Consider the following 25,289-nt stretch of genomic DNA (forward strand, 5'->3'; position numbering starts at 1 on the left):
AATCTGGATTCAGGACTTTGCTGGTGGCCGCCGCGGCCTTCGTCGCGCTCGGCCAATCCGCCCAGGCCTTCGAAGTCGGCATCATCGGCTTCCAGTTCTCGTCGGAGACGCATGCCCGCGTCGCCAATGCCGCCGCGGCCGCGGCCAAGGCCAAGGGCTGGGGCGTCACGCTGCTGAACTCGGAGGGCGCGCTGCCCAAGCATGCCGAGCAGTTCGACGCGCTGATCGCCAAGAAGGTCGATGCGATCATCATCGCCATGGGCAAGCCGGTCGAGGCCGACGCCCAGTTCAAGGCGGCCAAGGACGCCAAGATCCCGGTCATCACCGTGCAGTCGGGCTCCAGCCCGCACGCGCTCTTCGACATCCAGACCAACGAGTACAAGGTCGGCGCCGAGGCGGCGCTCTATCTGCTCGGCCAGCTCGGCTATCAGGGCAACATCATCACGGCCCGCTTCGACCTGAACGTCGCCTCGCGTATCCGCGGCAAGCTGCTCGACGTGGTGCTCTCCGAGAACCAGGCGGTGAAGGAACTCGGCAAGTTCTCGATGGCCCGCACCCAGAGCTGGCGCGACGATGTGCGCTCCGGCATGCAGGCGCTGCTGCTGCAGAACCAGGGCAAGATCAACGGCGTCTGGGCCTCGTTCGACGGGCAGGCCTATATCATCGACGACCTGCTGCAGGCGCAGGGCGTGAAGAAGGGCCAGATCCCGCTGGTCTCGGTCGATGGCGGCAAGGAGACCTATGAGCGCATTGCCGATCCGGCCTCGACGTTGATGGCGACGGTCTCGATCCCGTTCGAGGAGATGGGCAAGCAGGCGGTCGACGCGATCCAGGCCATCGTCATCGACAAGAAGCCGAAGGAGAGCATCACGGCCGGGCCGTACCTGTTCACCGATGCCGTGCTGGTCGACAAGTCCAACGTGCAGCAATTCCTCGGGAAGTGAGCGCTCTCCTTCTCCCCTGGGGGGAGAAGGTGGCAGCGCGAAGCGCCGACGGATGAGGGAAGCCCCACACCACCTCATCCGTCATACCGTCATCCGTCCTGCCCTCATCCGTCTTGCCCTCATCCGACCCGGCTTCGCCGGGCCACCTTCTCCCCCGAGGGGAGAAGGAAAGGAGTGTGCGATGCCTCGCGACAATCCCGGCACCACCCCCCTTCTCTCGCTCCGCGGCATCGGCAAGAGCTATGGCCCGGTCGTGGCCGTGCGCGATGTCGATCTCGACATCTTTCCGGGCGAGGTCGTCGCGCTCTGCGGCGACAATGGCGCCGGCAAGTCGAGCCTGATCAAGGTGATCTCGGGCGCCGAGGACGCGACCGCCGGCACGATGCACCTGCGCGGCGAGCCCGTGAGCTTCGCCTCGCCGCATGACGCGCTCGAACGCGGCGTGGCGACGATCTACCAGGACCTGGCGCTGGCGCCGCGCCTCTCGATCGCCCAGAACGTCTTCATGGGCTCCGAGCTGACCAAGCCGGTGCTGCTGCCCTTCCTGCGCATCCTCGACAAGAAGAAGATGATCGCGGAATCGCAGCGCTACCTCGCCCAGCTCTCCGCCGCGGTCACCGACATGACCCGCCCGGTCGAGCGCCTGTCCGGCGGCCAGCGCCAGGCGGTCGCGATCTCGCGGGCGCTGCGCTGGAATGCCGAGATCATCATCATGGACGAGCCGACCGCCGCGCTCGGCGTCAAGGAGAGTGCGCTGGTGCTGGACCTGATCCGCAAGCTGAAGGCCGACGGGCGCACCGTCATCCTGATCAGCCACAACATGCGCGACGTCGTGGCGCTGGCCGATCGCGTCGTGATCATGGGCGCGGGCCGGAAATATGTCGACCAGCCGCTTGGCAGCCTGCAGGCCGACGACATCGCCCATATGATCATGGCCGGCAATGCCAGGGCGGCGTGATGTCTGAGCCTGTCATCATCGACACCGATCCCGGGCAGGACGACGCCGTCGCCCTGCTGCTCGCCTTCGCCAGCCGCGACGCGATCGACCTCAAGGCCATCACCACGGTCGCCGGAAACGTGCCGGTCGCGCAGAGCACGGCCAACGCACTGCGGATCCGCGATCTCGCCGGCGCGGCCGTGCCGGTCCATCAGGGCGCGGAAGGCCCGCTGGTGCTGCCGCTCGAAACCGCGGAATTCGTCTGCGGGCCAGACGGGCTCGCCGGAGCCGGGCTTCCGGCAGCGACGAGCGAAGCCACGCCCGGACACGCCGTCCAGGCCATCGTCGATCTTTGCCGCGCGGCGCCGGAGGACGGCATCACGCTCTGCCCGCTCGGGCCGCTGACCAATCTCGCGCTCGCCTTCCGCCTGGCGCCCGATATCCTGCCCAAGGTCAGGCGCATCGTCCTGATGGGCGGCGCGATCGGCCTCGGCAACATGACGCCGGCGGCGGAATTCAACGTCTATGTCGATCCGCACGCCGCGGCCGTCATCTTCGGCGCCGGACGCCCGATCGTGATGTTCGGGCTCGGCGTGACCTTGCAGGCCATCGTCGCGCATGAGCAGATCGCCCGGATCGCCGCGCTCGGCACGGCGACGGGCCGGTCCATCCACGGCATGCTGACCCGTCCGCGCCCGGGCGGGCTCGGCAGCGCCGGCCACCCGATGCACGACCCTTGCGTGATCGCCTTCCTGCTCTGGCCCGAGCTGTTCTCCGGCCGCGACTGTTTCGTCGAGGTCGAGACCACGGACAACGCATTGCGCGGGCGGACCACGATCGACTGGAACGGCCGCCTCAAGCGCGAGCCCAATGCCCATGTCGTCGCGGCAGTGGAAGCGAACGAGCTCTTCGAGCGCATGATTGCGCGCCTCGCCACTTTACCTTGACCACCTGGCCCTGACCGCCCGCTTGACGGAGCCGACCATGCCCCATTTCGTCGATACCCTGCAGCAGGACGCCGCCGAGGCCATCGCCCGCATGCGCGAGGCGGCTCTCGAGGCCCGCCGCATCCATGCCCATGCCGAGCTGATGCGCCATATGCTGACCACCGCGCGCAAGGTGAAGGACCGCCCCAGGGCCGAGGCGGTCGAGACCGTCGTCGGCGAATGGATGGATGCCTGGAACCTCGCCCGCTCCGACTGGCCCCATATCGCCCGCGAGATGCGCGTCTTCACCGAGGCGTTCCACGACTATGCGAACGAGCCGAGCGAGGCGAACGATGCGCGCGTCGCGGCCGGCGCGCAGGCGCTCGACGCGGCGCTGGCCCGCGAGGGCACGTCGATCGCCGAGCAGATGGCGTTTCGCTCGCAATGCGCCCATGGCTGGTGGGAGCTGGTCGCGCCCGTTCCGGCCGACCTGCCGGGGCGGAAGGAGCGTCCTTCGGTCCCCAGGCCCGCGGCCGGCCGGCCCTTCTGGGACGCGGGCTGCGCCGATTTCTGCCGCTAGAGCATTTCTGCGATTCTCTGAATCGCCGAAGCGCTTTAGCCATTTGTTTTAACGCATTTTCTTCACGCGAACCGGTGCCCACTTCGCTCGAAAATGCTCTGGAGCTGACGCATTTTCTTCACGCGAACCGGCATCCACTTCGCTCGAAAATGCTCTGGCCGCCCGGCGACGAGGAGTTGGCGAAGTGCAGGCCACGTCCCCCCGCTCCGCTTCGACCGGATCACGGCTACGCCAAAAAGGTCCTGATTTCGGAGCTGAGACGCTGCCAGGCCGGTTCGTGCGACAGGATCACGTGATTGTCGCTATCCAGGGCGACGAAGCGGGCATCGGGAATCCCGTGAGCGAGGGCGAGCCCCTGGGAGAAGGGGATGCGGGCGTCGCCGCGGGAATGCAGGACGAGTGTCGGCGCCTGCACGCGCGGCAGCAGCGGCAGCACGTCGATATCGGCCAGCGCCCGGAAGATCCGCAAGGCATTGTCCGGCGAGGTCGAGATCCGCTGCAGGTTGTTGAACCAGCGCATCTGCTCCGGCGTGCCGCCCGGGATGAAGAGCGAGGTGAAGACTTGCCGGAATGCCGGGTTGTCGCGACCCCAGCCGAGACGGATGAGGCCTTCCAAGGCCTCGCGCTGGGCGATCTCCTCCTTGCTGCAGATCCTGCGCCAGCCCTGGGCGAAGCCTCCGATCAGGATCAGCTTCGAGACCCGTTCGGGATGGCGCGTCGCGTAGGCGATCGAGACCGCCGCACCCTGCGACATGCCGAGCAGGGCAAAGCGCTCGAGGCCGGCGGCATCGACCACCGTCTCCAAATCGCGCACGAAGGTCTTGAAGGAAATGTCCTCGACATCCCAGTCGGACAGGCCGTTGCCGCGCGCATCGTAGCGCAGGAGCCGGCAATGGCTGGAGAGCATGTCGATGAACGGCGACCAGACCGGGCTCTCGCGGTCGAACTCGACATGGTTCAGCCAGTTCGCCGCCTTGACCAGCGGCGGGCCCGCGCCCGTGCAGGCGAGAGCGAGATGGACGCCGTCCGCGGTGCGGCAGAAGGTGACGCTCTGCGTCATGTCCGTGCCGCCCGGCGGCGATCGGCCGGGCCCTCCCCCTTGAGTCGCCGGGTGCGGCGCAGCTGAGGCGACCTCGCCGACGAAGCGCACCCCCTTGCGCATCACCGTCCTGACCAGCCGCTGCGCCTGGCCATCGTCGCCGAGCGCGTGGCGCACCGCATTGATGCGGCTGGCGAGCGTGGATTCCGAGACGATCCGTCCGCCCCAGACCGAGGCGATCAGGTCATCCCGGCTGACCACCCGGTCGTGGTTTTCGACGAGATAGACCAGAAGGTCGAAGACCTGCGGTTCGAGCGCGATGCGCTCCGCGCCGCGGCGCAGCTCCCGGGAGGGTACATCCAGCGAGAAGTCCTCGAACAGGAACGTCATGCCGCGGTCGATCCTGGCTGCCGGGTTCAGGCGTAGCAGCGATCAGCCGAAGCAAAATCAAGGAAATCCCAAGCTCTCGTCAAGCTGCTCTCAAAGCGAACGCGCGCGTTCCCGGTCATCCTGCAGCGGTCCAGCCAACTCGCCATGGGGACCGATCATGCAACAGCCCGATCAGGCGCATCCCATCCGCCGCGATGGCGTCATCGACTATGATTTCTACCGGGCGCGCGCCACCGCGCTTCGGCGCGAGGCGCGCCGGGCGGCGCTGGTCGGACTCTGGTCTCTGATCAGCGCCACCGCGAGCCGCCTGCGGCAGATCGGCGAGAGCGCCAGCCGCCGCGCCCCCTCGCCTCGCCGGCCGCTCCCTGGCACCACGGCAGCCATGGCCAGGCCGATGTCCCAAAACGCTCGCCGCTGGCTGGTCGTCGGGTCCGCGGCCATCATGCTGGCGCTCGTGATGGGCACGCTCGTCAACGGCCTCACCGCCTTCTTCATCCCGATGGAGACCGCGGAAGGCTGGGGACGCGCCTCGGTCGCAGCCATCAACAGCTTTGGGCTGCTCGGCCTGGCGCTCGGCAGCGTGGTCATGGGCTTTGTCGCGGATCGGATCGGCATCCGGGCCACCTGCCTGATCGCCGTCACGGTGATGAGCGCCTGCCTTCTCCTGACGGCGCAGGCGCAGGCGCTCTGGCAGATCTACCTGCTCTTCTTCATCGCGGGCGCGCTGGGTGGCGGCGCGCTGTTCGCCCCGCTCTTCGCGACGGTCGGCAACTGGTTCCCCGGCATGGCCGGACTGGCGATCGGCATCGCCGCGGCCGGACAGGCCGTCGGCCAGGGCGGCGTGCCCTTCCTGTCGGCCATCCTGATCGAGCATCTGGGCTGGCGCGGCGCGATGACGGCGCTGGGCCTTGCGATCCTCGCCGTGCTGCTGCCGCTGGCGGCGCTGATGCGCGATGCGCCCCGGTCTGCCGCCGCAACCGAGACGACGCAGGTGCCTGCGATCGCCGCGTCGGTTGCCGTGCCGCTCCTCAGCGCGGCGGTGTTTTTCTGCTGCGCCTGCATGGCCCTGCCGCTCATGCATCTGATGCCGCTGATCCAGGGCTTCTGCATCCCGGCGCGGGACGCCGGCGGCGTGATGTTCGCGATGCTGCTTGCCGCCATCCTCGGCCGCATCGCCTATGGCAAGCTGTGCGACGTGATCGGGCCGATGCTGTCATGGGCGCTCGCCTCGTTCCTGCAGACGCTTGGCGTCCTCGCCTTCACGCAGTTCACCTCCCTGCAGGGGTTCCGGATTTTCGGCGTCCTCTACGGCTTCGCCTATGCGGGCGTGATGACCAGCCTGCTGGTCTCGGCCCGCGCGCTGACGCCGGCCAATCGGAGAGGCGCATCCATGGGCGTCATCCTGTCCTTCGCCTGGCTAGGACACGCTTTTGGCGGCTATCAGGGCGCCGTCGCCTACGACCTCACCGGCGACTACGCAGGCGGCTTCATGATCGGCTCAGCGGCCGGGGCCCTCAACCTGATCCTTGTGGCGATCCTGCTGCTTCTCGCCAGCCGGCCTACGGGTGGATTTCGGATATCGTCTGCTGCCGCAAAGGCAGAAGCCGCACCCCGTTTCAGCTAGATGATGGAGGCAGACGCCCCGAATGGCGCCTCGGTCTTGCAGAGTCGCTTGCGGCCCTGCCAAGCCGAAGCGCTCGAGGTCCGGTTTCGGGCCGAGATCCGGAAGCCGCTTCTGGCGCACACCACTGGTGAGGGAGGGCGTGCCCTATCCCGCCCAAACCCGGACGGCCTCAGCGACCGAGCCGCGAATTCCTTTGTTCTCTGTTTCCGACTTCCTGCAAGCGCCGAGCCGCCATCAGCCGCATAGCCAGCGCAGCGAGCGTGGGGACAGCGCGAGCGTCGCCTTCGCGCCGATCTCGCGCAAATCCTTGCCGGACTGGAAGGGCACATCGACCGCCGCCTCGCTCGCGCCGATCCGCACGCCATAGCGAACGCTCGCCCCCAGGAACTCGCGATGCGTGATGATGCAGGGAAGTGCGAGATCGTCGCCGGGAGCGGCGTCCGCCTCCCTCAGCTCGGCATGCTGCGGGCGAAACACCAGCTTTGCGCCGTCCGGCACCGAGATCTCGGCCGGTACCGGTATGGCGATGCCGCCATCGATGACGAAGTGCCGCCCAGGCCCGGAACCGGCCATCTTGCCGGCGAGAATATTGGCCGTGCCGAGGAAATTCGCGACGAACAGGTTGGCCGGGCGCTCGTAGAGCTCCATCGGCGTGCCGACTTGCTGCACGACGCCGTCGTTCATCACCGCGATGCGGTCGCAGATCGTGTTCGCCTCCTCCTGGTCGTGGGTGACGAAGATCGTGGTCAGGCCGAGACGCTGCTGCAGGTCGCGCAGCTCGCGGCGGACCTGCACGCGCATCTTGGCATCGAGGTTGGAGAGCGGCTCGTCCAGCAGCAGCACCTTCGGCTCGACCGCGATCGTGCGGGCGACCGCGACACGCTGCTGCTGGCCGCCCGAGAGCTGCGAGGGCCGACGCTCGGCGAGATGGCCGAGGCCGACGAGATCGAGCGCGACCGACACGCGCCGCTCGATCTCGGCGCGCGGCAGCCGCCGCTCCTCCAGGCCGAAGGCGACGTTGCGGCGCACGCTCATATGCGGCCAGAGCGCGTAGGACTGGAAGACCATGCCGACATCGCGCTTCCATGGCGGCAGGCTGGAGATGTCGCGGCCGCCGATCAGGACACGGCCGGTATCGGCCTCGTTGAAACCGGCGATCAGCCGCAGCAAGGTCGTCTTGCCGCAGCCGGAGGGGCCGAGAAAGGCGAAGTACTCGCCCGGGCGGATGCTCAGGTCGACGTCCTTGAGGACATGGTTCGCCCCATAGGACAGGTTGACGCCCTCGATCTCGACCGAGGCCGTGGCGACGGACGGGGGCATGGTCGCGTTCATCGTCAGTGACCCATTCCCTTGGCCTTCTGGCTGCGTTCGATGATGAGGTGGGAGAGCAGCGTGCAGAGCGCGACGAGCACGACCGCGACGACGCCGAGCGCCGCGCCCGGCCCGCGCCCGGCCGCCGATTGCATGAAGACGTAGAGCCCGTAGGCGAGCGGTGCGTCCGAATTCGACTGCACCAGCATCAGCGTCGCCGAAAGCTCGACCGCGGCGGTGGAGAAGCTGGTGACGAAGCCGGCGAGGATGCCGCCGGCCATCAGCGGCACCACGATGCGCCTGACGGTGCGGGCCTTGGTCGCGCCCAGATTCTCGGCCGCCTCCTCGAGCGAGACCGAGATCTGCTGGAGCGCGGCGTAGCAGGCGCGCAGCGCATAGGGCAGCCGGCGGATCGCCAGCGCCAGCACGATGGTGATCCAGAGCGTGGCGAGCGGCGTGCCGTCGGGCAAGGTGATGCCGTAATAGGTCCTGAGATAGCCGATGCCGAGGACGACGCCGGGGATGGCCAGCGCCGCCGAAGCCGCCCAGTCGAGCCATTCCCGGCCGACGAGCTTGGTGCGCAGCACCAGATAGGCGATGGCGACGCCGAGCACGACGTCGATGCCGCCGGCGATGCTGGCGTAGATCAGCGTGTTCTTGATGTAGAGCGAGCTCTCGCCGAAGACGCGCAGGTAATGCGCGGTGGTGAAACCATCGGGCAGCGGCGAGAACGACCAGACCGTGGCGAAGGAGAGCAGCAGCAGGCCGAGATGCGGCGCCAGCACAAGGGCCAGGATGAGGATGACGACGCCATAACCGAGCGCGGCTTCCCAGGGCGTCATCCGGCGCTTGGCGAGGCCGCCGCCGCCGCGCTGGGTCGTGGCGTAGTCCCTGCCCTTGAGCGCCAGGGCCGAGAGCCACATCGCCAGCACCGAGGCGACGACCAGCACGACCGAGATGACATAGCCCATCGGATCGGCGATGCCGATCGAGGTGACCCTGAGATAGGCCTGCGGCGCCAGCATGTCCTTGACGTTGAGCAGGAGCGGCGTCGCCAGGTCGTCGAAGACCTTGACGAAGACCAGCGAGGCGCCGGCGAGATAGCCGGGCAGCGCCAGCGGGAAGACGATGCGGCGGAACAGGCGCAGGCCGGAGGAGCCGAGGTTCTGCGCGGCTTCCTCCATGGCCCGGTCGATATTGCGCAGGGCGGCCGAGAGATTGATCAGGATGAACGGGAAATAGTGGACGGACTGGACAAAGATGACGCCGTTCAGCCCCTCCATGAAGCCGATCTTGAAGCCGAACCAGTCGTCCAGCAGCAGGTTGATCGAGCCGTTGCGACCGAAGAAGAGCTGCATCGCCACCGCGCCGACAAAGGGCGGCATGATCAGCGGCAGGAAGCCCAGCGTCTGCACCAGCGCCGCGCCCCGGAAGGCGAAGCGCGTGGTCAGATAGGCCAGCGGCAGCGCGAGGACCGAGGCCCAGACCACCGACATTGCAGAGACATAGAAGGAATTCCACAACGAGCGCATGAACAGCTCGGTGCGGGCGAAATCGTAGAAATTGACGAGCGTGAAGCTGCCCGTGCCCTTCTCGGTGAAGGCGACATAGAGCACGGTCGCGACCGGCAGCACCAGGAAGAACAGCAGGAAGCAGGCGATCGCCAGCGCCAGCGCGATCTGGCCGGGCGTGGCCGAGAGGCGCCGGGTGCGGTGCGGGGTCGTGGAAACGGCGGTCATGATCAGCCTTGCGAGGGGGCGTCATGCCCGGGCTTGACCCGGGCATCTCCGGACGGGCGGCGTGGCGTCAGCAGAGCCATGTCCGGCATGGGCTTCCCGGGCCGCAGGGTCCCGGGCCAGCAGGGTCCCGGGCCAGCAGGGTCCCGGACCGGCGCATGCGCGCCGGCCGAGACCGACATCCGTCACTTCGCCGCCTTCAGCGCCTCCTCCGCCTTTGCCTTGGCCTTGGCGTAGTTGTCGCGGGCGAAGCTGGCCCATTGGCTTTCGAGCTCGGCCTGGCGGGCGCCCTTCTCCTTGCCGCCGGTGAAGGCCGCCTTGATCTCGGGGCTCGCAGCCTGGGCCTCGCTGACCGGCATGGCGGCGATCAGGCCGCGCGCCTCGTCGGCAAGCGCCTTGGCCTGCGGGTTCGGCTTCTTGGCGAGGGCGGCATCGACCTCGTGCAAGACCTTGGTGACGCCCTTCAGCGCGTCGAGCTGGAAGGAGATCAGCTGGTCGAACAGGGTATCGACGGCGGCGGTGCGCGCCTCCGACTTGTCGACGTCAAAGCCGATCATCTTCTGGAAGCGCGGATCGGTGAACGGATTGGGATAATCGGCGCCGGCCTTGGCATAGACAGCCGGGTTGATCGGCAGACGGCGGATGCCAGGCTCGAGCAGGACCTCCTGGCCGGCCGGCGAGAGCAGGAACTCGACGAAAGCCTCCGCCGCCGCTTTGTTGGGCGCGTTGGCGATCACGCCGACATTGGCGGGCACCACCGTGGTCACCGTCGGGTAGACGAACTTCACCGGAAAGCCCGATGCCTGCGCCGAGAAGGCGAAGAAGTCGATGACGATGCCGACGCCGACCTGCCCGGAATTCACCGCCTCCGGCACGCCGAAGGAGCGCTCGGTGATGGAATTGAAGTTGCCGGCCATCTCCTTGATCGTGCGCCAGCCCTTGTCCCAGCCCTCGCCCTGCAGGATCGTCTCGACGGTGAGGTGCGTCGTGCCGGAACGGGCCGGCGAGGCGATCGAGACATGGTCGTAGAAGGCCGGCCTGGCGAGATCCTGCCAATCCTTCGGCTCGGGCAGCTTGTTGGCCTTGGCGTAGCGCTCGTTCCACATGATGCCGTAGCCCGAGGCGGCGAAGCCGAAATAGAAGCCCTGCGGATCGTTGACCGGGTAGGAGCCGATCTTGTCGGGAATGCCGGTCGCCTTCGGCTTGTACTGCATCAGCAGTTGCTTGCCCTTCAGCACCTCGAAAGCGTCCGGCGCCGAGGCCCAGAACAGGTCGACCTGGTTGTTCGCCCTGGTCTCCTCGAGATATTTCACGCCGGCATTGGTGTTGCGGTTCTGGACTTCCAGCGTGACGCCCGGCACGGCCTTCTCGAAGGCCTTCTTGATCGGATCGGTGACATCCTTGGAAAACGAGGTCACCACGGTGACCTTCCCGGACGGCGCCTGGGCGAAGGCGAGCGAAGCCGCCACGAGGCTGAAGCCGAATGCGGCCGCGACCGCAATCCTGCGCGTGATCATGATATCCTCCCAGTTATAGGCACCGCCGGCGTCGAGGCTGGCGGGCGAGACGGGCCACTGCGCCTGGCAACGGTTCGTCGCAAAACTGTCACATCGACGCGCGCGCCGTCACCCCCTCAAATGCCGCCGACCAGCGGAAGGCGGCAGACTTTCGGCTAATGCGGGTGAAACGACGTCCGGCGGGCAGCCCAAACGCGGCTTTACAGCGCAACGCCGAGCGCCTATCGCCAGATTTATGACAGTTTGATGACAGCAAGGTCTCGATGCTCGGCTGGTTCCAGAAGCTTCTTCCCAAGGAAACCAAGTTCTTCGATCTGTTCGAGCAGCATGCGGCGACGCTGGTTGCCGGCGCCGATGCGCTGAACAGTCTGCTGAACGGTTCGACGGCAATCGCGGCCGGCTGCGCCGAGGTGATGGCGCAGGAGAATCGCGCCGACGACATCGCCGGCCAGGTCATGCTCGAGGTCGGCCGGACCTTCATCACGCCTTTCGACCGCGGCGATATCGAAGAGCTGATCGGCTCGATGGATGATGCGATCGACCAGATGCAGAAGACGGTGAAGTCGATCTCGCTGTTCGAGGTCGAGCGCTTCGAGCCCTGCATGAAGGAACTCGGCGGCATCATCGTGCAGGCCTCCGAGCGCATTGCCGTCCTCCTGCCGATGCTGCGCGACATCAAGAAGCACGCGGTTTCGATCGGCGCGCTGGCGCGGGAGATCGGCGCCATCGAGGAGAAGTCCGACGAGCTGCACGATCAGGGCCTGAAGGCGCTGTTCAAGGCGCACCAGGGCGGGGATGCCATGCCCTTCATCGTCGGGGCCGAGATCTACGACCATCTCGAGAAGGTCGTCGACCGCTTCGAGGATGTCGCCAAGCGCGCCAGCCGCATCGTCCTCGAGCATCTCTGAACGGCGGTTCCGGTGGATCCTTCGAGCTTCGCCTTCGCCCTCGTCTTCCTGATCGCGGTCGCCCTGCTCTTCGATTTCCTCAACGGTCTGCACGACGCCGCGAATTCGATTGCCACGATCGTTTCGACGCGCGTGCTGGCGCCACGCTGGGCGGTGTTCTGGGCGGCCTTCTTCAACTTCATCGCCTTCCTCTTCTTCGGCCTGCATGTCGCCCAGACGGTCGGTTCCGGCATCGTTCAGGCCGCCATCGTCGATGACCGCGTTATCTTCGGCGCGCTGACCGGCGCGATCGCCTGGAACGTCATCACCTGGATGGCCGGCATCCCCTCGAGTTCCTCGCATGCGCTGATTGGCGGGCTCGTCGGCGCGGGGCTGAGCAAGGCCGGCTTTTCGTCGATCGTCTGGTGGGGGCTCGGCAAGACCTTCGTGGCGATCTTCATGTCGCCGGCCATCGGCTTCGCGCTGGCGCTGCTGCTCGTGCTGATCGTCTCCTGGAGCTTCCTGCGCGTGGCGCCGATGAAGGTCGACAGCACCTTCCGCATCCTGCAATTCGCCTCGGCGTCGCTCTATTCGCTCGGGCATGGCGCCAATGACGCCCAGAAGACGATGGGCATCATCGCGGTGCTGCTGTTCTCGCATGGCATGATGGGCGACACCTTCTCGGTGCCGTTCTGGGTGGTGATCTCCTGTCAGGCTGCCATGGCGCTCGGCACGCTTTGCGGCGGCTGGCGCATCGTGCACACGATGGGCTCGAAGATCACGCGCCTGTCGCCGCAACAGGGCTTCTGTGCCGAGACCGGCGGCGCGATCACCCTGTTCATGGCGACCTATCTCGGGATCCCGGTCTCGACGACGCACACGATCACCGGCGCCATCATCGGCGTCGGCGCGGCGCGGCGGGTGAGCGCGGTCAGGTGGGGTGTGGCGCGCGGCATCGTCTTCGCCTGGATCGTGACCATGCCGATGGCGGGCCTGATCGCGGCGGCCGCCTATGCCGCCTCCAGCCTGTTCCTGACGGGGCGCTGATGACCGTGAGCGGAGCAAGGACGCGATGAAGAAGGGGCGGCCCGCGCGGGGAAAGACCCGACTGCAGCTCGGCGCCATCCCGGTTCGCAGCGCGGCGGACGGCTCGCTCGAAATCCTCCTGATCACCACGCGCACGACGAAGCGGTGGACCATCCCGAAGGGCTGGCCGATCAAGGGCCTCAAGGCGCATGAGGCGGCCGCGCGCGAAGCCCTCGAGGAAGCAGGCGCCGTCGGCAAAATTCACCGGAAGGCAGTGGGCCGCTATCTCTATTGGAAGCGGATGGATGACCACTTCCAGCTATGCAAGGTCAAACTGTTCCTGCTCACGGTCGAAACCAGGCTCGATACCTGGCTGGAGCGCGATCAACGGCACCACCATTGGTTCAGGCAGGAAGACGCCGTGGACCTGGTCGAGGAGCCCGGGCTCAAGGCCGTGCTGCGCTCGTTGAAACGCTAGGCGTGTAGTCCCTTGGAGTGATGGTGCATCATCGATCCTGAGACGTCAGGAGGAGGATGCGCTATGGCAAGCGTTATTCACGGCAGCGCTTGCACGTCGCTCGCAACAAGCGTTGCGCACAGTTCGCTTGACGTCGTGAGCACGTCAATAATTTTGTCGAGCTTCTTGAAGTTGCTCTCAGACGTCGTTTCTTTCGTCGCAGCAGCAGCAACGCGCGCAGTCATAGCAGCGATGTAGGCAGCCTGAGTCATTGTCTTGCCTTTCTTTTTCGCGTTGCCGAAATCGAACGTTGTTCGACGAGGTCATCTTAGCGAGGTCAATGGAGCCAATGCTTTGATGTAGATACCTTCTGGCGCACCAATACTTGGCATCCTATCCTCCCCTGTCCGGATCGGTGCGCTCGGCACCAGGCGTCCCAGCTCACGGATCCCCAGTTCCGGCCTCCCCTGTCCCCGATGACGCATGATCGGACCCGAGCTAGGATTGCTTCGCTGGGGGAGAAATCTATGTTCGAAGACGTCGAGGCGCTGTCATTTGAGGGCGCCAATCAGCTCGCACTCCGCGTGAAGCGCGGGCATGTTTTTAAGCTCGAGCGCGACATGGTGCAGCTGGTGCTGAACGCGAAATCAGTGCAGGTCACGACTGCAATCATGTGCGAGAATTCCTGGCACGATCCTGAAGATTTAGATGGTCCAGGCGTTACCTCGATCTTCGAGCAGCCGGAGATGCTGAAGCGAACTCCCTACCCCGTCGTGAGATTGGGAAGCGTCGCCGAATCGATGTATGCGACGGCCGACGCGACCCCGGAGAACGCCAAGGTATTCTGCTTCGCAAAATCGAACTTCCTGGGCCCCGTCGAGGGTTTTCGGATCAGAATTGTCGCTGGGCCTAATCCGCTCTGCCGGACGGCCGTATATGACCGAGATTTGCTGGTCAGTTGCATCCTGACGGAGGAGGTTTTTGCGCGACTGCTGAAGCACCTCTACCTATCGGCGGCCGACTTTGAGATGCGCCTCGTTGTCGGCTTCATCGGCTTCCAGAGCCAGAGTGAGGCGGCATTTAGCGATATTGGCGATATCTCCAACCTCGTTCTGGAAAGCGGGCGAGGCATTTCCTCCGAAATCCGCTCGATCTCGATTACCAAGCGAGCCCTATCGTGAGGATTGAGCTATGTGGCTCGATAGCTGCGGAGCTACTTGCGATCGTGCGGATGTCGTCTCTGTGAGTATGTGAGTGCGGGAAACAACCTTGGGAACCGCTATGCGCCGATGGCTAGCTCTGGCTGGATTCGTGGCCGTGATGGTCACGGCAACATCTGCACGCGCCGAAATGGCGGCCAAGCTCTGGCTTGAGCGCTACGACGCAGCAGGTGACGGCAAGCCCGTCTACGAAATCCAGATCCGATCGATCGAAAATGGTATCTCGTGGGTGCAGGCGAGCTTGAAGACGGAGAAGACCATCTGCCCACCCGGTAATCTGGTCCTGCAGGACAAGCAGATCGTCAGCATCCTGAGAGAGGCTTCCAGGCGAAACCCGGACATTGCCGATGCGCCTCTTGGAGCCGCCCTTTTCTATTCGCTACGAGGCGTCTTTCCCTGCGACAAGCGCTGAGCCCCAGCAAGGCAGTTCCCCTACGCCCGCCGCCAGCCAGCGGAAGGCACAGACCCCTAGGCGCTCCACCGGCTGAATCGACGGAACACGCTGTTCCAGTCGCTGAAGACCTCGGGCAGGTCGCGTCAAGGCGCGCCCGTGCGAACCAGCCAGAGCACTGCCTCGACAAACATCAGGTTGTCGCGCCTGTTGAGCCTTTCTGATCCGGGCGACCGAATGATCAGCGGCGCAATCCGCTCCCAGACCGCATCATTCAGCACAAGGCGATCCATCACACCTACGACTGCCTCCAAAAAACAGCCTTGAATCACATGCCTCCCAAAATGGGAATCCTAAGAGTGCACACCACCTAGAGCATTGCCGCGTTTCTTCGAAGCGCGAAAATCCTCTATCCCTTTGTTTTGACGCATTTTCTTCACGCGAACCGGTGCCCACTTCGCTCGAAAATGCGCTAAATCTCGAGCCTGCTGCGGGGCGCGCGCCTGAGCTGGATCCGGCGCTGGAAGAAATGGCCGATATCGGCGCCCGTGCTGACGATCGTGCAGTCGCCGAGCCTGGCGGAGACAGCCTCCAGCAGGGCCACGCGGTTGATCTCGGACACGGCGCCGAGTGAATCGTTCAGGAAGATCCAGCGCGGCGCGTGCAGGAAAAGACGGGCAAATCCGAGCGTCTGCTGTTCCTCGAGCGAGAGATGTCTGTCCCAGTCGCGCTCACGGTCGAGCTCGTCCTCGAGGCGCGCGAGGCCGATCGCACGCAGCGCGTTCGCATAGTGATCATCCGTGTAGTCCTGCACGGCGGCCGGATAGGCGATGGCGGCCTTCAGCGTGCCGCGCGGGAAATAGGGGCGCTGCGGCAGGAACAGCATGTCGCTGCGCGGCGGCAGGCCGATGCGGCCGTCTCCCCAGGACCAGAGGCCGGCAAGGCTCATGAACAAGGTCGTTTCGGCCGCGGAGTTCGCCCCCTCGATCAGGACATGCTCGCCGAGTTTCAGCGTGACGTTGCTCTCCTCCAGCGCTGCGCATTCGACCGAAGAACCCGGCAGATAGGCTTCCAGCTTGTCCAGGATCAGCGCGCCGGCCGGAGCGTCGTAGAAGCTGATCCGGTGCTGGTCGCCGTGCAGGCGCTCGATGCTCTGCAGCGTGTCGCGCAAGGCCATGATCCGCAGCAGCGTCGCGCGCCAGTCGGCGATCTTCGAGAAATTATCGACGAACCAGCGCAGGGCGTACTGGACCTGGTTGAAGGCGCCGACCGCAATCATCAGCGTTCCCAGCGAGAGGTGGCCGCTGAAATAGCCGGGCGATGCGATCAGGAAAGGCGCGGCCATGGCGAGCCAGCCATGGCCCGACGTGACCCAGGTCAGCGAAACGATACCGTTGGCGAGCCGGCGCGCCACGGTCTGGATCCTGTGAAAGCTCTGGTCGAGATCGCTGCGTTCGTCGCCCTCCCCCTGATAGAGCACGATCGCTTCCGAGCGATCGACGACCTTGATCAGGGACACCCTGAAATCGGCCTCACGTGCGTAGCGCTCGGCATTCAGGGCGATCAGCGGCCGTCCGACCCGCCAGGCCAGCCAGGACCCCACCGCCGCATAGGCGATCGCGCACCAGACCATGTAGCCGGGGATCGTGATGTCGCCATGGCCGAAATTGAACACGACCTGCGCCGAGAGGATCCAGAGCACGCCGATGAAGCTCAGCAGCATCAGCGAGGCCTGCAGCAGGCCATTGCCGAGATCGACGGAGAGCTCGGTCAGGTGGCGGGCATCCTCGTGGATGCGCTGGTCGGGATTGACGCCGACATCCCCCGCGAAGGCGAGCAGATAGGCCCTTTTCGGCTTCAGCCATTCGTCGAGCAGGTCCCGCGTCAGCCAGCCCCTCAGCCGGACCTTGCCGACCTCGGTGAGCCAGGCCTGGGCGACGACGAGCAGCAGAAGAACGGCGATGATCGACAGGAACACCAGCAGCTGATGGCCGAAGGCGGCGAGGTCGCGGTTCTGGAGCGCGTCATAGAGCGCGCCCTGCCAGTTGTTCAGCCGGATCTGGAACACCGCATTGGTCGCGATGACGACGACGCTGCCCAGGGGCAGGAACAGCAGCGCCAGCCGGCGGGGCGACGCGCTCATCGCTTTGATCAGGATCCAGAGCTGATCCAGGATGCCGCTTGCCGGCACGTCCAGGGCGGAGGCGGGCGCGGGCCGCGAAGCAATGTCGTCCATGGTCCGTCGCAGCTCCGGGAGTGGCGCATCGCCCGAAAAGTGGATTGCGGTTTTCGGAGAAAGCCGACGCGAGAACAAGGAGCTGGATCATCGCACCGGCTACGATGTCCGGTCCGATGATCCAGCATTCAGGCGCAGAGCCGTGTTCGGACACGGATCGGCAAGCGACGCCTCACATCGACTTCGGACTCGGCTGCGCCTGACGCGCCTCCACCTGCCGCACTTGCAGCTCGAGCATCTGCAGCTGAGCAGGATTGGCGCTCGGTCCGACGAAAATCTCGAAGGCGCCTGGTTCGAGAACCGGCTCGAGATCGGCTCCGAGGAAGCGAAGCTGATCGGAAGACAGGGCGAAGCGCACCGTCTTCATCTCGCCCGGCGCGACCATGACCTTGGTGAAGTCCTCCAGCTCCAGGGCAGGCCGCGTGATCGATGATGCGACGTCGCGGATGAACAGGAACACGGTGTGCTCGCCCGCCATCGCCCCGGTATTCTTGACGTCGACCAGGATCTCGGTCGTCTCGCCCGCCGCGATCGTCCATCGGGTCGCGCGCGGATTACTCAGCAGGAAGCTGGTATAGGACAGGCCATGGCCGAAGCGGAACCGGGGATCGTTCGGAATATCGAGATATTTGCTGGAGAAATGCTCGTTCTCCAGCCGCGGGCGCCCGGTCGGCCGTTCCGCGAAGAAGATCGGGATCTGTCCGACATCGGCCGGCCAGGACATCGAGAGCCGGCCGCTCGGATTATAGGCGCCGCTCAGCACGTCGGCGATGGCGCCCTCGCCTTCTGAGCCCGGATGCCAGACCGCCAGGATCGCTTTGGCGAATGCCGCGAGCCAGTCCGGCACGATTAGCGGCCGGCCCGAGAACAGCAGGACGACGACGGGCTTGCCCGTCTCCAGGAGCGCGCGCGCCAGGTCCTGCTGGGGCTGGGGCAGCCCGGGATAGGCCCGGCTGCTGGCTTCGCCGGCCATGTCGACCCTTTCGCCGAGGCAAAGCAGGATCACATCGCTTTGCTCCGCATTGCGAAGCGCCTCGGCGAGGCCGCCTTCACGGGGTTGTTCGACATGGCTGCCGGCGGCGACCGAGACCGCCGCCTCGGGAAAGGCGGCCTTGACCTGGTCGACCAGGGCGGCGACGCGCTCGGCCGGCGGCGGTTCCGAATTGCCGCCGGCGATCTCGCCGAAGGGGCCGACGATCGCGATCGACTTGAGGCTCCCTTTGAGCGGTAAGGTCGCCCCGGTATTGGTCAGGAGCACGATCGACTTGCGCGCGGCCTCGCGCGCCAGGGCGCGCCGCGCCGGCTGGGCGGCACTTGCCGCGATCGCCTCCGGCGAGCCGCAGCGGCGGTATGGATCGTCGAACAGGCCGAGCTTCAGCTTGAGCATCAGGACGCGGCGCACCGCTTCATCGATCCGCGCCATGGTCACGAGGCCGCGATCGAGCGCTTCGGGCAGGCCGTCGACATAGGCGCCCTTGCCCATCATGTCGATGTCGACGCCCGCGTTCAGCGCGAGCGCGGCGGCCTCTGGCCTGGCCGCGACGCCGTGCAGCAGGAGCTCGGCGATGGAGCTCCAGTCGCTGACGATCACGCCGTCGAATCCCCAGCGCTCGCGCACCAACTTGCGCAGAAGCGGCACGTGGATCGACATCGGCGTGCCGTTGAGATCGATGAAGGCCGGCATCAGGCAGGCGACGCCCGCTTCGACCGCTGCCCTGAACGGCGGCAGGTAGACCTCGTGCAGCAGCCGCTCGGACATGTCGACCGAGGCATATTCCCGGCCGGCGAGGACGGCGCCGTAACCGGCGAAGTGCTTCGCGGTCGCGGCTATGGCCGTCGGCGCGGCGAGATCGTCCGTCTGATAGCCCCGCACCTTCGCCCGCGCGACCCGCTGGCCGACAAGCGCGTCCTCGCCCGGCCCTTCGAGCGTGCGGCCCCAGCGCGGATCCCTGGCGATGTCGATCATCGGAGCGAAGGTGAGGTCGATGCCCTCGACGGCGCATTCCTCCGCCGCGACGCGCGCCGTCGCCTCCCACAGGGCCGGGTCGAAGGCCGATGATTCCCCGAGCGGGATCGGGAACATCGTCCGCAGGCCATAGAGGACATCCAGCGAGAAGAAGAGCGGAATCCCGAGGCGCGAGCCCTCGACCGCGTGGCGCTGCGCATCCCGGACGCGCTCCGACCCGACCAGGTTGAGGAGGCTGCCGACCTCGCCATTCTTGATGGCGTCGGAGGTCACCGGAGCCGAGGCAGGGCCCGTCTGCACCAGTTCGCCGCTCAGCATGGTGAGCTGGCCGACCTTCTCCTTCAGCGTCATCTCACTGAGGAGCTTCTCGATCCCGCGATGATCCATAGCCGCCTTCACCATGTCTCCCCCCAACCCAATCACCCTGCCGAAAGGCAAGCATCCCGCCCAAGGCAATTACCCCGCAGCCGGGCGTCACCCGAGCTGGCAACCGCCCATGTCTTGGCTCCCGGGCGCAGGCCGCCGTCAAACTGCGATTTTGCATGAACGATCACGCCCAAATGCATGGCGATCGGTCGCGCCCGCCTGTCCCTCGCACACCGCGCCGGCAGGAATGGTCGATCACCGCAGCCGAACGTGCGCTCGACCCTCGCTTGCTCGTGCGTTGGTGCTGAAAATCGCTGCCTTGGTGGGCTCGAGGTTGCAGCTGTCGGAGGTGGCACACGGAGGCACGAATTCACCGTGGTTGAGGGCGGTCCCGATCCGTCGCACAAGGGTTCGGAACAGCTTGGGTGTGACGCTTGAAGCGAGGATGGCATGATTCCACAGGACCCGTTGGCCCAACTGCCCGCCGAAGTTGTTTCCACATCCTTCGACCTCTTGCTGATCGCGCTTGGCATCGCGATCCTTGTCGTGGTGGTTGCCATCCACGGGGCCGGCATTCGGCGGATTTCGCGCAGCTTCGCGGGGCGGTGGGTGCATGTCACCACGGACACACCCCGTTGGCGGGTCGAACTCCTGTTCGCCAGCGTGATCGCGCAACTCGTCATCGTTCACCTGGTCGAGGCGATGATCTGGGCGCTGCCGCTTTACTGGCTCAACCTCATTCCCGACTTCTCCGCCGCAACCTTCTTTGCCGCCGAAGCCTATACGACCCTTGGGGAAGGTGCTGTCCGGCTGCCGATGAGCTGGCGGCAACTCGGCCCCATCATCGCCGTCTCCGGACTGTTCACCTTCGGGTGGACGTCGAGCGTGCTCGTCTATGTCATGACCCAGTTCGGGACCCTCGACACCCGCCACGCCGAACGAAAGAAAGCCGCGGAAACCGACGCCGCGTGAGCGCGCTCATGCAGCGATCGTGCTCGACCGATCATCACGGCCGACTGGAAAGCGTCCCACGGAGAGCGCTGGACCGGGCCGATCGGAGGCGGCTTTGGGCGGGTGTTCAGTGTCGGCTCCCAGCCGGTCACCGCGCAACTCTCCGCCTACGACAATGTCGTGAAGCCGACCGGCGGCGCTGATTGGCCGCTTCGGTTGCAGGTATCGTTCCTGTTCCGGAGCGTGCCAAGCCTGCTCTGGGCGCATGACCGCCGACAGTGTGACGCGGACGGCTTGGGCGATCGAACGGCAGCGAGATGAAACTCGTTTGATGCTTTATTCGGCGCACGCCCGGCGCATCATCGACGAATGCTACGCCGCTTATTCATATTCGTCGGCCTCGGCCAGGCCCAGATACGTCTCCCTCAGGAAGCTCACGAGGCCCCAGCCGAGCGAGAGTGTTGCGACGATGAAAAGGAGCGCCCCTCCGTAAGCGTGATGGACGCCGAGAAGCTCGCTTATGAAGAGGATTGCCAGCAGTACCGTTGCGCATACTCCCGCAATGAGAGCCGACGAAATCCCATTGCTGAGCAACCTCGCGCGGCGCCGGAGCCGCGAGAGATCGGACTTGAGCTGCGCGTGCATCGGGTGGTCATCCTCGATCCGACTGAGCTTTTGCATCCGCGTCACGACCACGTTCAGGCGCCCCGACATCAACGACACGAAGCCAGCGACAGCGCCGAGGAAAAAGGCGGGTGCGGTCGCCTGCGAGAAGATGGCAGCAAGGCGAGCGATATCCGGAATAAACAGCACGTCATGCTTTCCTGTGTGAGGCGCGGAGCACCACGTCAGTTCAGCTCAAGCCCCCGCCGGACACAAGCCATGCCCACCAGGTGATCAGGCTGTACGGCGGCGGCCTTTGCCACGCCGAGCCCGAGCTTCCACAACCACCGACGAACCGACGAAGCCGAACGAGCCGCGCGTCTCCATGTCCAGACATAGTGAAGGAGCGACCGCGCAAGGCGGGGGCCGGCGTTGTCTGAGGCCGAGCGACATAGCAAAGCACCCGTTCTCTCTGGCAATGCGGTCGGGGTACGCGCGCTACCCCCGTGTTACCTGCGTAATTTACGCAGGTTTCGCCGCCACCGCCTGTAGATCACCCACAGAAATTCCGAGCAGAACGACGAAGGCAACGTCGATGTCGGACGGGCAACTAAGGGCGGGAGAGCTTGCTCTATTGCGACGGTTTCCGGCGTGCTGCCGGACGATCGAGGCGCTGATCGCTCGCGACGGCGACTTTCGCGACATGTGCGAAGAACTCGCGGAGGCCGAGAGCGCGCGCTGCGGGCGGCGGAGGCGCTGCCGCCCACGCTCCGAACGGACAGGCAGGCCGAATGGCATCCAACCATGCCTCCGGCTACCGCCACCGGCATCGGTTGACGGCGCCGTGGCACAAGCTGCGCCCCATCCTCACGCCACGGCGGCGGGCCTCTCCGCGATATCGAGCTGGTAGGAGTTGAGCATCGTCTGGACGAGGCGGTCCGCCGCCGACCAGTCATAGGTGCGGAAGGAGTGGCCCTTGGTGACGAAGGTCGCTCCCGCGTAGAACATCTCATACTGGTGATGGCGCGAGCCGAATTCGGAGCCGACCGCGTCCCAGGCCAGCTTGTAGAACTTGACGCGGTCGCGCGAGGCGGAGCTCGGGGAGCGTTGCGTCCTGTCGATCAGGGCCGCGATGGCGGGGTCGGCGAAATCAGCCGCGGATGAAGGCAGCATGATCATGCCGCCGCCGGCGAGCTCGCGCAGCGTGTTGAGCACTTTCGGGTAGAGCTGCTGGGTCAGCACCTGCGCCGTATAGAGCGTGTGGCGGTCGGGGACGAAGTAGCCGCCGGCCATGCTTCCCTTCACCTCGATCGCCGTGACGAGCGCGTCGACCATGGCGGCTTCGGCCGCGAGCTGGCCGAGGATCTCCCTGACCTGCGGGAAGGCGGTGACGCCATTGATCTCGGCGATGCGGTGGCCGAGCCCGACCAGGAACCTCAGCTTGACGCTGAGCCGCACCATGGCCTGGTAGTTCTGGTAGACATGGCAGGGCGTCGCGTGGAACTGCTTCTGGCACATCGCGACATCGCCATGCACGAAGACCCGCTCCCAGGGGACGTGCACATCCTCGAAATAGAGGACGGAATCGTTCTCGTCGTAGCGGCTGGAGAGCGGGTTGTCGAAGACGGACCCGGCCGCGCGCTCGTAGGATTTGCGCGACAGCATCGTGAGGCCCCTGGCATTCATCGGAACGGCGAAGGACAGCGCATAACGCTCCTCGCCCGGCGCGAGCGGCTGGATGCAGCTGACGAAGACCTCGTCGGCGATGACACCGCCCGTCGCCAGCATCTTGGCGCCGCGCACCGTGATGCCGCTCGCGTCGCGGTCGACGATGCCGGCCGTCAGGAACGGATCGGCCTGTTGCCCCGCCTCCTTCGAGCGGTCGGCCTGGGGATTGATGATGACATAGGTGAGGTAGAGGTCGCGATCGCGCGCAAAGCGATAGTACTCGGCCAGCGCCGAGGCGCGCGCGTGATCGTAGGCCTCGAAGACATCGAGCCCCATGACCATTCCCGAAACGCAGGAAGCGACATGGTCGGGCGCCCGCCCCATGAACCCGGCATGCAGCCCGGCCCAGGCCTCCAGGGCCTTGCGCCGCTGCTGCAACTCCGCCAGCGTCGTCGGCAGCTGCCAGATCCGGTTGGCGCGGCCGCCCTCGCTTGTCTCGTAGGTCATCAGCTCGCGATTGCCGGGGTCGCCGGAGAAATCGAACAGCCCGGCCATCGATGCCGCGACGTTGCGAAAGGCGCTCGAAGACGTGACGTCCGCGACACGCTCGCCATCGATATAGATGCAGCGTTCGTCCTTGAGGCTTGCGAGATAATCGGCTCCGGTCCTCATCACCCGTCTCCCCTCTGGTTGAAATGATGGATCAGTAGTGGATCGGCAGCGGCCAGGCTGGTTCGCGCTCGGACTCCTCGCGCAGGTCGCGGTAACGCCCGCGGAAAAAGATCAGGGGGGCGGCGGCCTCGGGCCCAACGCTGTAGTCACGGACCCGCGCGACGAAGATGACATGGTCGCCACCGTCGTGATGGGCGTAGGGCTCGCATTCGAAATGGACCAGCGCACCGGCGATCAGCGGCGCTTTCCGTTCGGCGAGGATGGCCCGGACAGTGCTCCATTTGTCCGACATGGCGCGCGCGAACTGGTTCGAGAGCGCCTCCTGATCCCGGGCCAGCACGTTCACAGCGAAGACGTCGGCCTCGAGCATGGCCGGCAGGCTGTTCGCCCGGCGGTCGACGCTGAACAGCACGAGTGGCGGATCGACCGATACGGAGTTGAAGGAGCTCATCGTCATGCCGATGAGTCCGTTTCCGGAGCCGCGGGCGGTGACGATGGCCACGCCTGTCGCGAATTCTCCCAAGGCACGCCTGAACGATCGATCGGTCATCGCCAACTCCGATCACGGCTATGCTTTTTAAGATAGCTTTCATAGAAAGCTAGTTTTAAAACCTAGTCAAGCAAGATTTCGTGCTCCCCACGGGATCGGAACGGACCTAGACTTGGGGCGTGGAGCGCGAGGTCGAGACGGCGATGGATGAGAGGCTTTTGACGGTGACGCGGCCAGAATTGCTCAGCGAGGCGCAGGACACGGCGTTCCGCGCGATGCTCTATGATTTCTTCGCTTTCGGGAGCACGCTCGAGACGGCCCGGACCGGGTTTGCGAGCTATGTCGGGCTGACGCCCACGCAATATTTCAGCCTGATCGTGATCGCGCGCGCCGATCCGAAGGCTCCGGTCGGCGTCAACCAGGTCGCCGCCCGGCTCCATCTCTCCGGCGCGTTCGTCACCAACGAGATCAACAAGCTCGTCCAGGAGGGGCTGGTCGACAAGAGACCGCACCCGACCGATGGTCGGCGGGTCCAGCTCGTCGCGACCAAGGCCGGCTGGGAGAAGCTGACGCATCTGGCGGCCTTCCAGAGGCCCGTCAACGACGCGCTATTCGAGACCCTGACGGAAGAGGAATTCAGGCAGCTCGGCGCGATCATGCGCCGCCTTGCCGAAGGCGGCCCACGCGCGTTGCAGCTCGCGAAATACTACGAGGGCAAGAGCCCTGGTGCCGGCGCTTGAGCGCAACGATTGTCGGGAACCGCGTCCTGCGCCGCGTGCGCATCGCGCCCGGTCTCATCCGGCTTCGGCTGCCCGAGAAGCGCGAATACGGGCCAGCGCGGAGAGGATCGTGGTCGCCATGCCTGCCGAATGTGCGGAAGGCCTTTATCGACTCCTCCCCCCGGTTGCGGCAAGGTCGGCGCGCCAACTCCTGAGGTGAGATGATGAAGGCTACCGACCACCCATCCGGTCGGCGCCACGGTTTGCGCCATACAGCGCTGCCGCCAGCTCGGCTAGCGGGCCATCCGGGTCCGCGCGCCAGAGGCGAACGACAATCTCGCCCAGGTCGTCTTTCGCCGTCATCTGTGCTTCGGGCGGCACTGGAGCCTGGCGGTTGACCAGCAACCAGGCGTCGTCGAATGCTTCAACCAGCTTTTTCAGCTTTGCCGGATCGGTGACGGTGGACAGCGGCATGGAGGCTCCCGACGATGCGCCGTACCGGCGCGCTCACCGGACGCCTGGCCGTTTGGGCCGGTAAGACTTTGACGCGCATCAATCGCTCGGAGTCAGCGAGATTACTTGCCATTTTGCGCCAATACGCTGTCAAGCATCGTCTCCTGCGTATAACGCGGC

General features: G+C 65.8%; 23 protein-coding genes and 1 pseudogene. 12 read left to right on the forward strand and 12 right to left on the reverse strand.

Annotated elements, in window-relative coordinates; all coding sequences use genetic code 11:
- Window positions 1-23 precede the first annotated feature (23 nt).
- The 4 genes from EV560_RS25365 (at window position 24) to EV560_RS25380 (ending at window position 3,387) form a co-directional block, all read left to right on the forward strand.
- A complete protein-coding gene (locus EV560_RS25365; protein ID WP_248312199.1) occupies window positions 24-944 on the forward strand; it encodes a sugar ABC transporter substrate-binding protein in 921 nt (306 codons plus the stop codon).
- A 181-nt stretch (window positions 945-1,125) separates the two neighbouring features.
- Complete coding sequence (locus tag EV560_RS25370) at window positions 1,126-1,902, forward strand: ATP-binding cassette domain-containing protein (protein WP_131858629.1); 777 nt, start codon at window positions 1,126-1,128, stop codon at window positions 1,900-1,902.
- Entirely contained in the window at window positions 1,902-2,828 is a 927-nt protein-coding gene (locus EV560_RS25375) for a nucleoside hydrolase (RefSeq protein ID WP_131858630.1), read from the forward strand. The genes EV560_RS25370 and EV560_RS25375 overlap by 1 nt, the downstream gene beginning before the upstream one ends.
- Window positions 2,829-2,865: 37 nt before the next feature.
- The gene (locus tag EV560_RS25380) at window positions 2,866-3,387 is read left to right on the forward strand and encodes a hypothetical protein (protein ID WP_131858631.1); all 522 of its coding nucleotides are present in this window, start codon (window positions 2,866-2,868) and stop codon (window positions 3,385-3,387) included.
- Window positions 3,388-3,613: 226 nt separating this feature from the next.
- Here the strand turns inward: EV560_RS25380 and EV560_RS25385 are convergent, their stop codons facing one another.
- Window positions 3,614-4,816, reverse strand: coding sequence for an alpha/beta hydrolase (locus EV560_RS25385; protein WP_131858632.1), 1,203 nt, complete (start codon window positions 4,814-4,816; stop codon window positions 3,614-3,616).
- A 157-nt stretch (window positions 4,817-4,973) separates the two neighbouring features.
- Between EV560_RS25385 and EV560_RS25390 the strand changes: the two genes are divergently transcribed.
- The gene (locus EV560_RS25390) at window positions 4,974-6,440 is read left to right on the forward strand and encodes an MFS transporter (protein ID WP_248312200.1); all 1,467 of its coding nucleotides are present in this window, start codon (window positions 4,974-4,976) and stop codon (window positions 6,438-6,440) included.
- A gap of 234 nt (window positions 6,441-6,674) precedes the next feature.
- Here the strand turns inward: EV560_RS25390 and EV560_RS25395 are convergent, their stop codons facing one another.
- The 3 genes from EV560_RS25395 to EV560_RS25405 all read right to left on the reverse strand — a co-directional run bounded on the left by EV560_RS25395 (window position 6,675) and on the right by EV560_RS25405 (window position 11,004).
- Window positions 6,675-7,760, reverse strand: coding sequence for an ABC transporter ATP-binding protein (locus EV560_RS25395; RefSeq protein WP_248312201.1), 1,086 nt, complete (start codon window positions 7,758-7,760; stop codon window positions 6,675-6,677).
- A 14-nt stretch (window positions 7,761-7,774) separates the two neighbouring features.
- Window positions 7,775-9,490 carry an ABC transporter permease gene (locus tag EV560_RS25400; RefSeq protein WP_131858634.1) on the reverse strand — a complete coding sequence of 572 codons (1,716 nt, stop codon included), beginning with the start codon at window positions 9,488-9,490 and terminating at the stop codon, window positions 7,775-7,777.
- A gap of 182 nt (window positions 9,491-9,672) precedes the next feature.
- Window positions 9,673-11,004: an ABC transporter substrate-binding protein gene (locus EV560_RS25405; protein ID WP_131858635.1), complete on the reverse strand. Its 1,332-nt coding sequence runs from the start codon at window positions 11,002-11,004 to the stop codon at window positions 9,673-9,675.
- Window positions 11,005-11,267: 263 nt separating this feature from the next.
- On the opposite strand from EV560_RS25405, the gene EV560_RS25410 reads away from it, so the two are divergent.
- Genes EV560_RS25410 through EV560_RS25420 form a run of 3 tightly spaced genes read left to right on the forward strand, consistent with a single transcriptional unit; the run spans window position 11,268 to window position 13,395 of the window.
- The gene (locus EV560_RS25410) at window positions 11,268-11,912 is read left to right on the forward strand and encodes a DUF47 domain-containing protein (protein WP_131858636.1); all 645 of its coding nucleotides are present in this window, start codon (window positions 11,268-11,270) and stop codon (window positions 11,910-11,912) included.
- Between the two features lie 12 nt (window positions 11,913-11,924).
- On the forward strand, window positions 11,925-12,938 hold the full coding sequence (locus EV560_RS25415) for an inorganic phosphate transporter (protein ID WP_131858637.1): 1,014 nt from the start codon (window positions 11,925-11,927) through the stop codon (window positions 12,936-12,938).
- Window positions 12,939-12,963: 25 nt separating this feature from the next.
- Complete coding sequence (locus EV560_RS25420; RefSeq protein ID WP_131858638.1) at window positions 12,964-13,395, forward strand: NUDIX hydrolase; 432 nt, start codon at window positions 12,964-12,966, stop codon at window positions 13,393-13,395.
- Between the two features lie 77 nt (window positions 13,396-13,472).
- Here the strand turns inward: EV560_RS25420 and EV560_RS35865 are convergent, their stop codons facing one another.
- The gene (locus EV560_RS35865) at window positions 13,473-13,646 is read right to left on the reverse strand and encodes a hypothetical protein (RefSeq protein ID WP_165923613.1); all 174 of its coding nucleotides are present in this window, start codon (window positions 13,644-13,646) and stop codon (window positions 13,473-13,475) included.
- 255 nt (window positions 13,647-13,901) lie between these two features.
- On the opposite strand from EV560_RS35865, the gene EV560_RS25425 reads away from it, so the two are divergent.
- On the forward strand, window positions 13,902-14,555 hold the full coding sequence (locus tag EV560_RS25425) for a hypothetical protein (RefSeq protein WP_131858639.1): 654 nt from the start codon (window positions 13,902-13,904) through the stop codon (window positions 14,553-14,555).
- Between the two features lie 130 nt (window positions 14,556-14,685).
- Window positions 14,686-15,006: a hypothetical protein gene (locus EV560_RS25430; protein ID WP_131858640.1), complete on the forward strand. Its 321-nt coding sequence runs from the start codon at window positions 14,686-14,688 to the stop codon at window positions 15,004-15,006.
- A 62-nt stretch (window positions 15,007-15,068) separates the two neighbouring features.
- On the opposite strand, the pseudogene EV560_RS25435 reads toward EV560_RS25430, so the two are convergent.
- The 3 genes and pseudogenes from EV560_RS25435 to EV560_RS25445 form a co-directional block, all read right to left on the reverse strand.
- A pseudogene (locus EV560_RS25435) lies at window positions 15,069-15,278 on the reverse strand (transposase); the annotation flags it as partial.
- A 179-nt stretch (window positions 15,279-15,457) separates the two neighbouring features.
- Window positions 15,458-17,221, reverse strand: coding sequence for an ABC transporter ATP-binding protein/permease (locus EV560_RS25440; protein ID WP_131858641.1), 1,764 nt, complete (start codon window positions 17,219-17,221; stop codon window positions 15,458-15,460).
- 172 nt (window positions 17,222-17,393) lie between these two features.
- Window positions 17,394-19,589 (reverse strand): glycoside hydrolase family 3 N-terminal domain-containing protein, encoded by a 2,196-nt coding sequence (locus EV560_RS25445; RefSeq protein WP_207908115.1) that lies wholly within the window; start codon window positions 19,587-19,589, stop codon window positions 17,394-17,396.
- Between the two features lie 414 nt (window positions 19,590-20,003).
- On the opposite strand from EV560_RS25445, the gene EV560_RS25450 reads away from it, so the two are divergent.
- A complete protein-coding gene (locus EV560_RS25450) occupies window positions 20,004-20,525 on the forward strand; it encodes a two pore domain potassium channel family protein (protein ID WP_248312202.1) in 522 nt (173 codons plus the stop codon).
- Between the two features lie 360 nt (window positions 20,526-20,885).
- Here EV560_RS25450 and EV560_RS25455 read toward each other — a convergent pair whose 3' ends face one another.
- From EV560_RS25455 to EV560_RS25465, 3 genes are all read right to left on the reverse strand, one after another.
- Window positions 20,886-21,317 (reverse strand): DUF2721 domain-containing protein, encoded by a 432-nt coding sequence (locus EV560_RS25455; protein ID WP_165923614.1) that lies wholly within the window; start codon window positions 21,315-21,317, stop codon window positions 20,886-20,888.
- Window positions 21,318-21,974: 657 nt separating this feature from the next.
- The gene (locus EV560_RS25460; RefSeq protein ID WP_207908116.1) at window positions 21,975-23,447 is read right to left on the reverse strand and encodes a 4-hydroxyphenylacetate 3-hydroxylase family protein; all 1,473 of its coding nucleotides are present in this window, start codon (window positions 23,445-23,447) and stop codon (window positions 21,975-21,977) included.
- 31 nt (window positions 23,448-23,478) lie between these two features.
- A complete protein-coding gene (locus EV560_RS25465) occupies window positions 23,479-23,997 on the reverse strand; it encodes a flavin reductase family protein (RefSeq protein ID WP_131858644.1) in 519 nt (172 codons plus the stop codon).
- Between the two features lie 143 nt (window positions 23,998-24,140).
- Here EV560_RS25465 and EV560_RS25470 point away from each other — a divergent pair, with 143 nt between their 5' ends.
- Window positions 24,141-24,677 (forward strand): MarR family winged helix-turn-helix transcriptional regulator, encoded by a 537-nt coding sequence (locus EV560_RS25470; RefSeq protein WP_131858645.1) that lies wholly within the window; start codon window positions 24,141-24,143, stop codon window positions 24,675-24,677.
- A 210-nt stretch (window positions 24,678-24,887) separates the two neighbouring features.
- Here the strand turns inward: EV560_RS25470 and EV560_RS25475 are convergent, their stop codons facing one another.
- Window positions 24,888-25,130: a hypothetical protein gene (locus EV560_RS25475; protein WP_131858646.1), complete on the reverse strand. Its 243-nt coding sequence runs from the start codon at window positions 25,128-25,130 to the stop codon at window positions 24,888-24,890.
- Window positions 25,131-25,289: the final 159 nt, after the last annotated feature.

This window comes from Allobosea sp. BK604 (assembly GCF_004341515.1).
In the GTDB taxonomy this organism is placed as follows: domain Bacteria; phylum Pseudomonadota; class Alphaproteobacteria; order Rhizobiales; family Beijerinckiaceae; genus Allobosea.